We start from the raw sequence: 12,939 nt of genomic DNA, 5'->3' as shown, positions 1-12,939 counted from the left end.
GGCTCTGCAGAGAACCTCGGCTAAACAACGAAGAACGGCCGGCTGGTGAGCCGGCCGTTCTCTCGACATCTCAGGAAGCGAGGACCTCGTCGAGGACGCTCGACGCCTTCTCTTCGTCGGCCTTCAGCGCCAAAGCGATCTCGGAGATCAGGATCTGTCGCGCCTTCGCGAGCATCCGCTTCTCCCCCGCGGACAGACCGCGGTCCTGATCGCGGCGCCACAGGTCGCGGACGACCTCGCTGACCTTGATCACATCACCCGAGGCGAGCTTCTCGAGGTTCGCCTTGTAGCGGCGCGACCAGTTGGTCGGTTCCTCGGTGAAGGGAGCGCGCAGAACGTCGAAGACCTTCTCGAGCCCGTCCTTGCCGATCACATCTCGAACGCCCACCAGATCGACGTTGTCCGCAGGAACCTCGATGATGAGATCGCCCTGGGTGACGTTGAGCTTCAGGTATTTCTTCGTCTCGCCCTTGATGACGCGATCCTTGACCTCGATGATGGTCGCAGCGCCATGGTGCGGATAGACGACGGTTTCGCCAACCTCAAAAAGCATGCAGTTGTGTCCTTTCGGCAACCTCCAGAATACCACAGGGGACATACGCTAGAGTTCGCCGCCCTCCCGCCCCGACCCGCACGCCCCGACCCCATAGGATGAGAGGGTCGTCGTTCGTGTCATCTGGAGGATCCGTGAAATCGCGTCTCATCGCGTCCCTGGCCCTGGGCGCCGCTGTCGTCTTGGGCACCACCGGCTGCAACATGCTGGCGCCGCAGGCGACCACGATTCAGTACTCCGCGTCCGACGGCGTGAATGTCCCCGACTCCGGGCCGCTGAAGGTGCGCAACGCCCTCATCATCGCGAACGAAGACGGCACCCTCGGCAATCTCGTCGCCGCGATCGTCAACAACACCGACGACGACCTGGCCCTCAACGTCTCGATCGACGGTCAGCCGCAGAAGGTCGCCGTCGACGCCAATTCGACGGTCTCGCTCGGTGTCGACTCCGCGCCGATGCTCTTCGACAACGTGGGCAAGCCGGGTGCGACCGTGGCGGTCTCGTTCCAGTCCGGCGAGGGTGAAGGCGTCCGCATCGACGTCCCGATCCTCGACGGCACCCTCCCCTACTACACGCAGTTCGTGCCGACCCCGGCTGCGACGGCCACGCCCGAGGGCTGATCCGCTCGAACATACGACGAAGGCCCCCACCCTCGAGGTGGGGGCCTTCGTCGTATGCGGGTCGGTCAGGCCTCGAAACGGTACCCGAGGCCGCGCACCGTGAGGAGCATGACCGGATCGCTCGGACTCTTCTCGATCCGAGACCGGATGCGCTTGATGTGGACATCGAGCGTCTTCGTGTCGCCGAAGTAGTCACTCCCCCACACCCGATCGATGAGCTGTCCACGCGTGAGCACGCGACCGGCGTTGCGCATCAGCAGCTCGAGGAGCTCGAACTCCTTCAGCGGCATGGAGATCTCCTTGCCGTCGACCGAGACCGTGTGACGATCGATGTCGAGGGACACCCGACCCCCTTCGATGATGCGCTCGTCGACGTCGAGCTCGTCGCTCTCGCTGCGGCGGAGGACCGCCCTCATCCGTGCCAGCAGCTCCCGCGACGAATACGGCTTCGTGATGTAGTCGTCGGCGCCCAGTTCGAGTCCGACCACGATGTCGACCTCACTGTCCTTGGCCGTGAGCATGATGATCGGCACCTTCGAGGTCGACCGGATGACACGGCACACCTCGGTGCCCGGCATCCCGGGGAGCATCAGGTCGAGCAGGACGATGTCGGCTCCCCGCGACGTGAACGCGTCGAGGGCGAGTCCGCCGTCCTCGGCGATCTCCACCTCGAAGCCTTCCCGGCGGAGGAGGTAGGCCAACGGGTCTGCGAGGTCGGGTTCGTCTTCGACGATCAGGACACGGGTCATGGTGCGTTCCTTCGGGAGGGCGCCTTCGCGCCGGTCTTCTTGGGTTTCTTGGGCTTGCGGGAGACGGGAAGCTCAGACGAGGCGACAAGGGGAAGTCGGATCGTGAACGTCGAGCCCCGTCCGGGTCGGGACCAGAGCTCGACGGAACCGCCGTGTCTCTGCACGGCGTGCTTGACGATCGCGAGTCCGAGTCCGGTGCCGCCGGTGCGCCGGGAGCGTGCCTGGTCGGCGCGGTAGAAGCGCTCGAAGACCCGCTGCTGATCGGTTTCGGGGATTCCGATGCCGTGGTCGGCAACGGCGATCTCGACGGCGCCGTCGGCCTCTCGAACTCCGACGCCGACCTGCGCACCGGCGGGCGAGTAGGCGATCGCGTTGGCGAGGAGGTTGCTGACCGCCTCGGTGAGGATCTGCGGATCGCCTCGGACGAAGAGCCCTCTCTCACCGCCGCGGGCGACCTGGATCTCCGCCGACTCCGCAGCGATGGCCTGCGACTCGATCGCCGAGCGGACGACTTCATCGACCGACACGTCGCGCATCTCCGCGATCTCGTCCGCGGACTGCAGCCGGGACAGATTCATGATGCGCGAGGTGAGCTGACCGAGGCGGGTCGCTTCGGCGCTCAGCCGGCGGACGAAGTGACGGACCTGGTCGGGGTCGTCGGCGGCGGACTCGATGGCCTCTGCGAGGAGCATGACGGCACCGACGGGCGTCTTCAGTTCGTGGGACGTGTTCGAGACGAAGTCACGGCGCATCTGCTCGACGCGTTCGCGCTCGGTGATGTCGCGGATGACGATGAGCGTGAGTCGCGGCGTGATGACGCTCGCTCGCGCGGCAACCACTCGGGGTTCGACGCCGCGCTTGAGAGTCATGCTCTCCGTCGCGGGGACGCCCGTCTGCCGGGCGTTGCGCACGAGGTGGCGGAGCCGATCCGAATCGAGGCTGTCGTTCACCGTGAGCGAGAAGACCTCCGCGGTTGCCGAGGCAGCGAGGACCAGCATCGACGGATCGACGACGACTGCGGCATCGTCCATACCCTGCAGGACGGATGCCGTGCCCTCGGGCAGGTCTGTCGAGGTGACCAGTCGGGTCCGCTCCCGCGCCTGCACGGCGTAGACCACGAGTCCGACGGCGCCTGCGCCGACGAGGAGCCCCACAACGAGCGCCAGCAGCTCGAGCTGCGTCGAATCCATGCCCCCAGCGTAAGGTGGTCGCACCCCCGCAATCGGACGGAAATCGGCCCGTGCGCCGAGCACAGCCGACTGTTCACCGTGTCGGCACCGACCGTTAACCTGAGCGCGGGAGGATCGCCGAGGCTCTGCGCGACCTATCGCGCCCCTCACCCGCCCGCACGAAGAGAAGGTGCTCCATGCGCGAAGTTTTCCACCAGTCCCTCGAGGACGTGCAGACCCGTCTCGTCGAGATCTCCGACCTCGTCACGATCGCGATCGATCAGGCCACCCGTGCCTTCGCGACGAGCGACGTCGCCCTCGCCGAGGACGTCATCGACAACGACAAGGTCATCGACGACAAGGCCATCGCCCTCGATGAACTCGCCATCGAGATCCTCGCCCGCCAGCAGCCGGTCGCTCGTGACCTCCGCATCGTCGTCGCCGCCCTGCGCGTCAGCGCGTCGCTCGAGCGCATGGGCGACATCGCCGAGCACATCGCTCAGCTGACCCGTATGCGATTCCCGGAACGTGCCGTTCCCAAGGGCCTGAAGAACACGTTCACCAAGATGGGCGAAATCGACACCGAGGTCGCGCGCACGCTCGCCGACCTGCTCCGTACCGAGGACCTCTCGCTCGTGAGCCGTCTGCACGAACTCGACGACGAACTCGACGCGCTGCACCTCGCCGTGTTCGAGAAGGTCCTCAGCGACAACTGGCAGGGCGAGGCATCCGCCACGGTCGACGCCACGCTCGCGTCGCGCTACCACGAGCGTTTCGGCGACCACGCCCTCTCGGTCGCGAAGAAGGTCTCGTACCTGGCGACCGGCACCTGGTCCGCCGACACCGAGGGTGTCGACGCCGAGGTCTGACCTGACTTCGGGGGCGCCCGGACGACGAAGAGCGGATGCCCGTCGGCATCCGCTCTTCGTGTTCCCGGTGTGTGCCGGTTACTTCTTGCCCTGCGACGCGACGGCGGCAGCGCCCGCGGCGGCGGCGTCGGGGTCGAGGTATTCGCCCGGTCCGAGGGGGACCAGGTTCTCGTCGAGGCGGTAGACCAGCGGGATGCCGGTGGGGATGTTCAGCTCGGCGATGTCTTCGTCGCTGATGCCGTCGAGGTGCTTCACGAGGGCGCGGAGAGAGTTGCCGTGCGCGGTGACCATGACGGTCTTGCCCGTCTTCAGGTCGGGTGCGATCTCGGCATCCCAGTAGGGCAGCAGTCGGTCGATGACGATCTTCAGCGACTCGGTGCGGGGCACCTCGCCGTCGATGTCGGCGTAGCGGACGTCGCCGACCTGCGTGTACGGGTCGCTGTCGGAGATGTCCGGAGGCGGCACGTCGAACGAGCGGCGCCAGAGCATGAACTGCTCCTCACCGAACTCGTCGAGGGTCTGCGCCTTGTCCTTGCCCTGGAGCGCCCCGTAATGACGCTCGTTGAGACGCCACGAACGCTTGACGGGCACCCAGAGACGGTCGGCCGCGTCGAGGGCGATGTTCGCGGTCTGGATGGCGCGCGACAGCAGCGACGTGTGCAGGATATCGGGGAGAAGCCCGGCTTCCTTCAGCAGCTCGCCGCCGCGCTGGGCCTCCGCCTTGCCCTGGTCGGTGAGGCGGACGTCCACCCAGCCGGTGAACTGGTTGGACTTGTTCCACTCGCTCTGACCGTGACGAAGGAGGATCAACGTGTAGGGGGCTGTCATGCTCGCAATCCTACCGGCGCGGTCGATGGGATCATGGGGTCATGACGCGTTCCGATCCGGTCGTCGGACAGGTGACCCGCGGGACGACGAACACCAATCGTCTTCGCCGCGTGGACCGATGGATCGCGCGGCATCCGGTCCTGCGACGGACACCCGACCCGCTCGTGGTCGACCTCGGTTACGGCGCCAGCGGAGTCACGGCCTTCGAGCTCGAAGCGAGGCTCCGGCGTGCGCGCCCCGACGTAGAGGTCCTGGGGCTCGAGATCGACCCAGCGCGGGTCGCCCGTGCCCGCGCGCAGCTCGAGCAGGTGCGCGACGGCTCCGGAGTGTTCGCCGCGGACGCGCGGGTCTCTTTCGCGCGGGGCGGCTTCGAGGTGCCGGTGCCCGGCGATCGCCGACCAGCGGTGATCCGGGCGTTCAACGTGCTGCGGCAGTACGACGAGCAGGACGTCCGCGCCGCGTGGGAGCGGATGGCCTCCCGGCTCCGCCCCGACGGGATGCTCGTCGAAGGGACGTGCGACGAGCTCGGACGGGTCTCGACGTGGATCGAGGTGGGTCCGGATGCCGCGCCCCGCAGCCTCACGGTCTCGTTGCGGCTCGCGGAGCTCGACTCCCCCGCGATCGCCGCGGAACGCCTGCCGAAGGTGCTCATCCACCGGAACGTCGACGGCGAACGCGTGCATGACGTCATCAGTGCCCTCGACCGGGAGTGGACGCGCGCCGTGGCGGCATCCTCCTTCGGGCCCGTGCAGCGGTGGCGGGCGACGCTCGAGGCGCTCGTCGCTGCGGGGTGGCCGATCGGTTCGCGGTCGCGCTGGCGGCTGGGCGAGTTCACCGTGCCGTGGCAGGCGGTCGCGCCCCGCTGATACGACGGGCGGGTCAGACGCGCGGCAGCAGCGCGCGAGCGTCTTCGGGGCTCAACCCCGTGGCGCAGAGCAGATCCGTCGCCAGCGGGCGGAGGGCCGTGATGAGGGTCTGGTCACCGAGCGAACCGTCGGGGACGAGAGCCACCGGGTCGAGACGCGCGGCGACCGCCGTCAGCACCTCGCGCGCCGCGGGCTCGTAGGAGATGTCGGTGAGCGAGGCCTCGATGAGGTCCGCACCACGGACGAGCTCGACGAGCAGGTCGGCGGCCACATCGCGCTCCCGTCCGTCGTCGACGAGGTAGACGGCGCGGCGGGCGACGACGCGGAGGTTGCGGACGGCCAAGTCCATGCTCGCCCGCATCCGGTCGTACCGCGAGAGCTCGAACCGCTGCCGCCGGAGGAACGGCGAGATGCGGGCGATCGCGACGCCGGATTCTACGGAGGTACGCCAGTCGTCGACGAGGCCCTGCAGTCCACGCGCCTTCTCTAGCCCGCGCTCCGCGCGCACGCGGCTGCCGCGACGGAGGCCCTGCGCCACCGTTCCCGCGGCTCCCTGGAACGCAGCGAACAGGCGCCCGGCGTCGCGCATCGCCGTGCGGAGCGGGCTCCGCGGGATGAGGGCGGTCACCAGCAGTGCCATGGCGCCGCCGATCAGGGCATCCAGGAGTCGGAGGAAAGGCACCTGCGCCGGCACCACGACCACGATGATCGATTGAATGGCGGCCGCGATCGCGAAGCCCGCCTGCGGGGACAGGAAACGTGCGATCGAAAGGCTCACCCCGAGGGTGAGGGCCAGTTGCCACCAGCCGCTGCCGGCCAGGACGACCACCAGTTCGGCGACGAAGACGCCCAGCGTCATCCCGATCACCGTCTCGAGCACGCGCCAGGGCCGCGCATCGCGGACGAGCCCCAGGCTCGAGATCGTCACGGTCGCCGCGATCAGCGGGGCGGGGTGACCCAGTCCGTAGTGCGCGACCGAGAACGCGGCGCTCGCCGCGACGACGAGCTGCAGGATGGCGATCGCGGAGCCCCGCAGTCGCGCCCAGCCTTCGCGCGGATACCTCCGGGCAGTGGGCACCGGAGCCGTGGCTGTCGGTTCCCCCGTCATCGTCAGCGGCGCTGAGAGAGTCGCGGCAGGCGCGGGATGGATGCGGCGCGTCCCGCATCCGGCGGCACGACGACTTCTTGCGCCGCGGCGACCTCGCCGTCGGGCACCTCGACCGTCAGGGCGGCGTCCACCGGGACCGACCGCTTCACGATCGCGAGAGCGATGGGGCCTTCCTCGTGGTGACGGGCGACGGAGGTGATCGCACCCACGTCGGTACCGTCGAGACGGACCGCCGCTCCGGGCGTGGGAAGCTCCGCATCCGATCCGTCGAGCTGGAGGGACACCAACCGCCGGGGCGGGTGGCCGAGGTTGTGGACCTTCGCGACCGTCTCCTGCCCGCGGTAGCAGCCCTTGTCGAGGTGGACGGCGGTGCGGAGCCAATCGACTTCGTGGGGCAGAGTGCGACCGTCGGCCTCGGCACTCGCGCGGGGGCGCCAGGCCGCCACCCGGAGCGCGTCGACGGCGAGGTATCCGGCAAGGTGGGCCTCACCGCGCGCGGCCGCAGCCGCAAGGTCGTCGAGAACGGACCGGGGCACGACCGCCTCCGCCCAGTCCCGCTCAGCGCCGGGATGCGGCTCGGTCGCCGCGTATCCCCATCCGCCGATACCGACGTGGGGCCACGGGTCGCGCCAGACGACAGCGGCACCGAGGGCATCCGCCGCCTCGACGGTTCCGCCGACGACGGCGAAGTCTGCCGACACGTCCTGCGGGTCGACCCGCAGCCGGAACCGCATCCGGGTCAGCCAGGTGAGGAGCCCGGCGGCCCGGTCGCGATCGACGATGAGCCACGTGCGCTCCCCGTCATCGACGACGGATGCCGCATGCTCCACGTGTCCCTGCGGGTCGAGGACGAGGAGCTCGGTCCCCACTCCCGGGGTGAGGGAGGTCAACGCCTGCGAGGTGATCGAGTCGAGCCACGAGAGGCGATCCTCGCCCGCGACCGTGAGGACCACGCGATCATCGAGCGGGGCGACCGCGTTGCCGGCGGCGAGCTCGCGCTGTTCGCGGACGGGATTGCCGAGGTGCGAAAGCCCGCGCTCATCCACGATGGCGCCGGGGACGGCGGCGAACGTCTCGGCGCTCACTGGACTCGTGCCAGTCGAGCCGAGGCGTGCGAGGCGAGGGCGGAGCCGAGGGCCGCGACATCCCATGCCCAGAGGAGGTCATCCTCGACGAGCCCGTACATCCGGGTCGCGGACGAGTATTCCTTGGCCCCAGCCGGGCGGACGATGGCGTCGGTGGCGATGTCGATGCGGGGTCCGCGGACCTGTCCGAGGTAGAGCTCGCTGATCCCATCGGAGTGGACGAGGGCGACCTCGATCTCGAATCCGCCCTCCGCGGTGCGGAGCTCTTCCACATCGTGGACGGTGCGCGGCTCCGTGCGGGGCACGAGGGGCGGCAACAGCGCGGGGCCGGCATCCTCCTCCGTCGCGGGACGCGACAGGCGCCAGTAGCCGGTCTCGGCGACCAGGTCATTGCGGGTGCCGTCGGCATCCTCGAACCAGGCGGTCGCCGAATAGTTGAGGGCGTTCCCGCCGTCGTGGCTGAAGCTCACGCGGTGCGAGAACTCGCCGGTCATGGTCCGACCCTGCGCGTCGTACTCGAGCATCCCGGTGCCTTCCCAGACACCCAGGAGCCAGGAGAGCGGGACCAGATCAGCCGGAAGGTCTGTCGGCAGATCGATCACAGTCTCAGCGCTGACCGCGGTAGAGGTTCCAGACGACGACGCCGGACACGAACGCGATCGCAAGCGATGCGAGGCTCAGCAGCCCGACGAAGAAGAGTTCGAGTGCGATCAGATCCATGCCGTCTACTTTAGCGGCCGGACGCGGCGATGCGGTCGGTCGATGACGCCGCGTTCAGACGGTGAGGAGCTCGGCGAGCGCGAATCCGGCACCGAGCAGGCCCATGACCACCAGCGCGCCCAAGACGCTCGCCGAGATGCGGACGATGAATCCCTGCGAACGACCCGAGGCGAGCTGCACCGCGAAGGCCAGGAAGAAGCAGAACCCGAGACCTACGAGGAGCCACGCACCACGCCAATCCGGATCGACGAAGATCCCGATCGCGAGCGCGACGAGAGCGGCCACGACCCAGACCGCGATGACACCGGCGGCCCGTCGACGGGGAAGGATCTCGGGCGCGGTCATTCCCCCATTGTTGCGCACGTCTCGTGGCATGCTCGGCCGCGGCACGGCGGCCGCCGAGGCTACCCCTAAGATGAGACGCGGTTCTGAGTCCGCACCGGAGGGTCCCCCTTGGCACAGCTGCTCGTCCTGAGCTCCGCCGCCGGCGGCGACTCCGTCCTGCCCGCACTCGAACTGCTCAGCCACCGCGTGCGGCAGATCCCCGCCGAGGCCGCGCAGCTCGTCAACGCCCCGAACGCGGACGTCGTGTTCATCGACGCGCGGAAGGATCTCGTCGGCGCGAAATCGCTCTGCAAGATCCTCACGACGACCGGGCTCGATGCGCCCCTCGTTCTGGTGGTCACCGAAGGCGGGCTGACCGCGGTCTCCCCCGACTGGGGCATCGACGACGTCATCCTCGTCAGCGCCGGTCCCGCCGAGGTCGACGCCCGGATCCGACTCGCCGTCGGACGGATGTCGAAGGAGCAGGTCTCCACCCGCATCCAGACATCGGGCATCAGCATCGACGAGTCGTCGTATTCGGCGAAGGTCCACGGCCGGCCGCTCGATCTCACGTACAAGGAGTTCCAGCTCCTGCACTTCTTCGCGACGCACCCGTCGCGCGTCTTCACCCGCGAGCAGCTGCTCAGTGAAGTGTGGGGCTACGACTACTTCGGCGGCACCCGCACGGTCGACGTGCACGTCCGGCGTCTCCGCGCGAAGCTCGGCGATCTCGAGCAGCTCATCGGAACGGTCCGCAACGTCGGATACCGCTTCAACGTCTACGAGGACGACCAGCTGCCCGGCTCCCCGTCGTAGGGGTCGACATCACGGCATCCGGCGTCGTGTTCACGCACCGGTCACGTCGCCCTGCAATGATGTGGAGATGATCGACACCCAGGTTCACGACTCCGGACTGGGCGACGCGGACGACGACGACTTCGACGACGTCGTCGAAGCGTACGACTCGCAGCTGCCCGACAACCGCTACCTCGACCGCGAGCTCAGCTGGCTCGCCTTCAATCAGCGCGTGCTGGAGCTGGCGGAGGATCCGAATCTCCCCACGCTCGAGAGGGCGAACTTCCTGGCGATCTTCGCGAGCAACCTCGACGAGTTCTTCATGGTGCGGGTCGCCGGCCTCAAGCGGCGCATCCTCACCGGTCTCGCCATCCCCACCAACGTGGGACGAGCACCACTCGACGTGCTCAGCGACCTCGCAACCGCTGCGCACGCTTTGCAGGAGCGCCATGCCGCCGTCTGGTCCGAGCAGGTACGTCCCGCTCTCGCCGACGCCGGTATCGAGGTCGTTTCGTGGGCCGATTTGTCGGACGAGGAACGCGAGATCCTCTACGACTACTTCTCGTCGCAGGTGTTCCCGGTGCTCATGCCGCTCGCGGTCGACCCGGCGCACCCTTTCCCGTACATCTCTGGACTCTCGCTCAACCTCGCCATCCGCATCCGCAACGCCCGGACGGGCCGGCAGGAGTTCGCGCGCCTCAAGGTGCCGCCGATGATGCCCCGCCTCGTCGAGGTCCGCAAGGACGGCAACAGCGTCCGCTACCTTCCGCTGGAGGAACTGATCTCCGAGAACCTCGGAGACCTCTTCCCCGGGATGGAGATCCTCGAGCACCACACGTTCCGCCTCACCCGCAACGAGGACGTCGTGATCGAGGAGGACGAGACCGAGAACCTCATCCAGGCCCTCGAAGCGGAGCTGCTGCGCCGCCGGTTCGGCCCGCCGATCCGTCTCGAGATCACCGAGGACATGGACGACGTCACCCTGTCGCTGCTCCTCGACGAACTCGACATCAGCGAGAACGACGTCTACCGACTGCCTGCCCCTCTGGACCTCCGCGGCCTGTTCTCGCTGTCGCAGATCGAGCGGCCGGACCTCCGCTACCCCGCGCACGTCCCGAAGACGGCGACACCCTTCCAGCCCGCGGAGCAGAACGGTCGCGCCGACCTGTTCGCCGCCATCCGCAAGGAAGACATCCTCGTCCACCACCCGTACGAGTCGTTCACGACGAGTGTCGTCTCGTTCCTGCAGCAGGCTGCGCGAGACCCGCACGTGCTCGCGATCAAGCAGACGCTGTACCGGACCTCGGGCGACAGCCCGATCGTCGAGGCGCTCATCAACGCCGCCGAGAACGGCAAGCAGGTGCTCGCGCTCGTCGAGGTGAAGGCGCGTTTCGACGAAGCGGCGAACATCGGCTGGGCGCGCACGCTCGAGAAGGCCGGAGTGCACGTGGTGTACGGCCTCGTCGGGCTGAAAACCCACTGCAAACTGCTGCACGTCATCCGCGAGGAAGACGGCAAGCTCCGCAGCTACAGCCACATCGGCACGGGCAACTACAACCCGAAGACCAGTCGCATCTACGAGGACTACGGCCTGTTCACGGCCAACGAGCAGGTCGGCCGCGACCTGACGCGTCTGTTCAACGAGCTGAGCGGATATGCGATCGAGAAGAAGTTCAAGCGGCTTCTCGTGGCTCCCCTGCACCTCCGCAAGGGACTCCTCCGACTCATCGACACCGAACGGCGCAACGCGCAGGCGGGCAAGCCTGCGTACATCCGCATCAAGGTGAACTCGATGGTCGACGAGCAGATCATCGACGCCCTCTACCGCGCAAGCCAGGCGGGTGTGAAGGTCGATGTGTGGGTGCGTGGCATCTGCTCGCTGCGGAGCGACCTGCCGGGCGTGAGCGACAACATCACGGTCCGCTCGATTCTCGGCCGCTACCTCGAGCACTCGCGCATCTTCGCCTTCGCGCACGGCGGCGAACCCCAGGTCTACATCGGCAGCGCCGACATGATGCACCGAAACCTCGACCGTCGCGTCGAGGCGCTGGTGCGCGTCATGGAGCCGGCGCACGTGACCGAGCTGACCTCGCTGTTCGACCTCGCGATGGCTGACTCCACGAGCTCGTGGCATCTCGGCGCCGAGGGCGAGTGGGTCCGCCATCACCTGGATGCCGACGGCACGCCGCTCGTCGACCTCCAGGAGAAGACGATGGCGAGCGTCCTCCGCCGGCGCCGGACGCGGACGGTGCGATGACGGAAACCGCGGTCTACGCCGCCGGCGGCGTGGTGTGGCGGATGCTGGACGGGAAGCTCCTCGTCCTCGCCATCCACCGCACCAAGTACCGCGACGTGAGCCTGCCCAAGGGCAAGGTCGACCCGGGTGAGACCCTCGCCGAGACGGCGGTCCGCGAGATCCATGAGGAAACCGGCATCCGTGTGCACCTCGGGGTCCCCGTCGGTATCTCGAACTACCGCATGCCCAGCAAGCGGACCAAGATCGTGCACTACTGGAGCGCGCAGGCGACCGAGAAGGCGATCCGCGAGTCGGTGTTCGTCCCGAATCGTGAGATCGCCGCACTCGAGTGGATGCCGGCGCGCAAAGCCGTCGCGAAGATGAGCTATCCGGTCGACGTCGAGATCCTGGAGAGCTTCCTGAAGCTCGTCGACGACGGCGTACTCGAGACCTTCCCCCTCGTCGTACTCCGTCACGCCAGGGCGACCCCGCGAGAGGAGTGGACGGGCGCCGACACCGGACGCCCCCTCACCTCGCGCGGACGCAAGCAAGCCGCGGCGGTCGTCGGGCCGCTCCGCGCGTTCGGCGTCCGCCGAGTGTTCTCGAGCGACGCGGCGCGGTGCGTCGAGACCGTGGCACCGCTCGCGACCGCGTTGGGCCGCGACATCCACCGCACCTCCGCGATCTCGCAGGACGCGTGGGATGCGGGAACCGCGGACACGCGGACACTCATCGGCAAGCGAGTGCGGGCGCGCAAACCCGCCGTGCTGTGCTCCCATCGGCCCGTGCTCCCCGACCTTATGCGGGAGATCGCCCTCGCGACGGCGACGGTCAAAGGCTCTTACCTCGGGGATTCCTCGGCGTTGGAACCCGGCGCCTTCTCCGTCGTCCACCTGTCGGCGACGAACCCCGGATCGGGGATCATCGCGATCGAGACGCACCCGCCGGTCGTGTGATCCTGCGGGCGAATCCGATCAGACCGGGTTCGTTCACCTGTCGTTCACCTCCGGAGCGGAA

Annotated in this window: 14 protein-coding genes; 6 read left to right on the top strand and 8 right to left on the bottom strand. The window is 68.2% G+C overall.

Annotated elements, in window-relative coordinates; all coding sequences use genetic code 11:
• Window positions 1-70: 70 nt before the first annotated feature.
• A complete protein-coding gene (locus MO1_RS08420) occupies window positions 71-553 on the bottom strand; it encodes a CarD family transcriptional regulator (RefSeq protein ID WP_036313590.1) in 483 nt (160 codons plus the stop codon).
• A gap of 134 nt (window positions 554-687) precedes the next feature.
• On the opposite strand from MO1_RS08420, the gene MO1_RS08415 reads away from it, so the two are divergent.
• On the top strand, window positions 688-1,173 hold the full coding sequence (locus tag MO1_RS08415; RefSeq protein ID WP_036313586.1) for a hypothetical protein: 486 nt from the start codon (window positions 688-690) through the stop codon (window positions 1,171-1,173).
• A gap of 65 nt (window positions 1,174-1,238) precedes the next feature.
• Here the strand turns inward: MO1_RS08415 and MO1_RS08410 are convergent, their stop codons facing one another.
• Window positions 1,239-1,922 (bottom strand): winged helix-turn-helix domain-containing protein, encoded by a 684-nt coding sequence (locus MO1_RS08410; protein ID WP_036313583.1) that lies wholly within the window; start codon window positions 1,920-1,922, stop codon window positions 1,239-1,241.
• Window positions 1,919-3,112 (bottom strand): sensor histidine kinase, encoded by a 1,194-nt coding sequence (locus MO1_RS08405; RefSeq protein ID WP_036313579.1) that lies wholly within the window; start codon window positions 3,110-3,112, stop codon window positions 1,919-1,921. Before MO1_RS08405 ends, MO1_RS08410 begins: the two co-directional genes overlap by 4 nt.
• A gap of 176 nt (window positions 3,113-3,288) precedes the next feature.
• Between MO1_RS08405 and phoU the strand changes: the two genes are divergently transcribed.
• Entirely contained in the window at window positions 3,289-3,960 is a 672-nt protein-coding gene (gene phoU / locus MO1_RS08400; RefSeq protein ID WP_036313577.1) for a phosphate signaling complex protein PhoU, read from the top strand.
• A 78-nt stretch (window positions 3,961-4,038) separates the two neighbouring features.
• On the opposite strand, the gene MO1_RS08395 is transcribed toward phoU, so the two are convergent.
• On the bottom strand, window positions 4,039-4,788 hold the full coding sequence (locus MO1_RS08395; RefSeq protein ID WP_036313573.1) for a phosphoglyceromutase: 750 nt from the start codon (window positions 4,786-4,788) through the stop codon (window positions 4,039-4,041).
• A gap of 41 nt (window positions 4,789-4,829) precedes the next feature.
• On the opposite strand from MO1_RS08395, the gene MO1_RS08390 reads away from it, so the two are divergent.
• On the top strand, window positions 4,830-5,654 hold the full coding sequence (locus MO1_RS08390; protein WP_036313571.1) for a class I SAM-dependent methyltransferase: 825 nt from the start codon (window positions 4,830-4,832) through the stop codon (window positions 5,652-5,654).
• A gap of 13 nt (window positions 5,655-5,667) precedes the next feature.
• On the opposite strand, the gene MO1_RS08385 is transcribed toward MO1_RS08390, so the two are convergent.
• From MO1_RS08385 to MO1_RS08370, 4 genes are all read right to left on the bottom strand, one after another.
• Window positions 5,668-6,732: an FUSC family protein gene (locus MO1_RS08385; protein WP_060915786.1), complete on the bottom strand. Its 1,065-nt coding sequence runs from the start codon at window positions 6,730-6,732 to the stop codon at window positions 5,668-5,670.
• Window positions 6,733-6,764: 32 nt separating this feature from the next.
• A complete protein-coding gene (gene ygfZ, locus MO1_RS08380) occupies window positions 6,765-7,847 on the bottom strand; it encodes a CAF17-like 4Fe-4S cluster assembly/insertion protein YgfZ (protein WP_060915785.1) in 1,083 nt (360 codons plus the stop codon).
• Window positions 7,844-8,449: a nitrobindin family protein gene (locus tag MO1_RS08375; RefSeq protein ID WP_060915784.1), complete on the bottom strand. Its 606-nt coding sequence runs from the start codon at window positions 8,447-8,449 to the stop codon at window positions 7,844-7,846. Before MO1_RS08375 ends, ygfZ begins: the two co-directional genes overlap by 4 nt.
• Before the next feature lie 172 nt (window positions 8,450-8,621).
• Complete coding sequence (locus tag MO1_RS08370; protein WP_036313559.1) at window positions 8,622-8,912, bottom strand: hypothetical protein; 291 nt, start codon at window positions 8,910-8,912, stop codon at window positions 8,622-8,624.
• A gap of 108 nt (window positions 8,913-9,020) precedes the next feature.
• Here MO1_RS08370 and MO1_RS08365 point away from each other — a divergent pair, with 108 nt between their 5' ends.
• From MO1_RS08365 to MO1_RS08355, 3 genes are all read left to right on the top strand, one after another.
• On the top strand, window positions 9,021-9,707 hold the full coding sequence (locus tag MO1_RS08365; RefSeq protein WP_036313557.1) for a winged helix-turn-helix domain-containing protein: 687 nt from the start codon (window positions 9,021-9,023) through the stop codon (window positions 9,705-9,707).
• Between the two features lie 67 nt (window positions 9,708-9,774).
• On the top strand, window positions 9,775-11,943 hold the full coding sequence (locus tag MO1_RS08360) for an RNA degradosome polyphosphate kinase (RefSeq protein ID WP_060915783.1): 2,169 nt from the start codon (window positions 9,775-9,777) through the stop codon (window positions 11,941-11,943).
• The gene (locus tag MO1_RS08355) at window positions 11,940-12,878 is read left to right on the top strand and encodes an NUDIX hydrolase (RefSeq protein WP_036313553.1); all 939 of its coding nucleotides are present in this window, start codon (window positions 11,940-11,942) and stop codon (window positions 12,876-12,878) included. The genes MO1_RS08360 and MO1_RS08355 overlap by 4 nt, the downstream gene beginning before the upstream one ends.
• Window positions 12,879-12,939: the final 61 nt, after the last annotated feature.

Origin of the sequence: Microbacterium oleivorans NBRC 103075 (genome assembly GCF_001552475.1) — a bacterium.
Classification (GTDB): domain Bacteria; phylum Actinomycetota; class Actinomycetes; order Actinomycetales; family Microbacteriaceae; genus Microbacterium; species Microbacterium oleivorans.
This window is presented reverse-complemented; position numbering and strand designations above follow the sequence as displayed.

Excerpts from the sequence above, each read along its gene's own strand:
- MO1_RS08420 (WP_036313590.1), bottom strand. The coding sequence starts at position 553 with ATGCTTTTTGAGGTTGGCGAAACCGTCGTCTATCCGCACCATGGCGCT.
- MO1_RS08410 (WP_036313583.1), bottom strand. The coding sequence starts at position 1,922 with ATGACCCGTGTCCTGATCGTCGAAGACGAACCCGACCTCGCAGACCCG.
- MO1_RS08405 (WP_036313579.1), bottom strand. The coding sequence starts at position 3,112 with ATGGATTCGACGCAGCTCGAGCTGCTGGCGCTCGTTGTGGGGCTCCTC.
- phoU (WP_036313577.1), top strand. The coding sequence starts at position 3,289 with ATGCGCGAAGTTTTCCACCAGTCCCTCGAGGACGTGCAGACCCGTCTC.
- MO1_RS08395 (WP_036313573.1), bottom strand. The coding sequence starts at position 4,788 with ATGACAGCCCCCTACACGTTGATCCTCCTTCGTCACGGTCAGAGCGAG.
- MO1_RS08390 (WP_036313571.1), top strand. The coding sequence starts at position 4,830 with ATGACGCGTTCCGATCCGGTCGTCGGACAGGTGACCCGCGGGACGACG.
- MO1_RS08370 (WP_036313559.1), bottom strand. The coding sequence starts at position 8,912 with ATGACCGCGCCCGAGATCCTTCCCCGTCGACGGGCCGCCGGTGTCATC.
- MO1_RS08360 (WP_060915783.1), top strand. The coding sequence starts at position 9,775 with ATGATCGACACCCAGGTTCACGACTCCGGACTGGGCGACGCGGACGAC.
- MO1_RS08355 (WP_036313553.1), top strand. The coding sequence starts at position 11,940 with ATGACGGAAACCGCGGTCTACGCCGCCGGCGGCGTGGTGTGGCGGATG.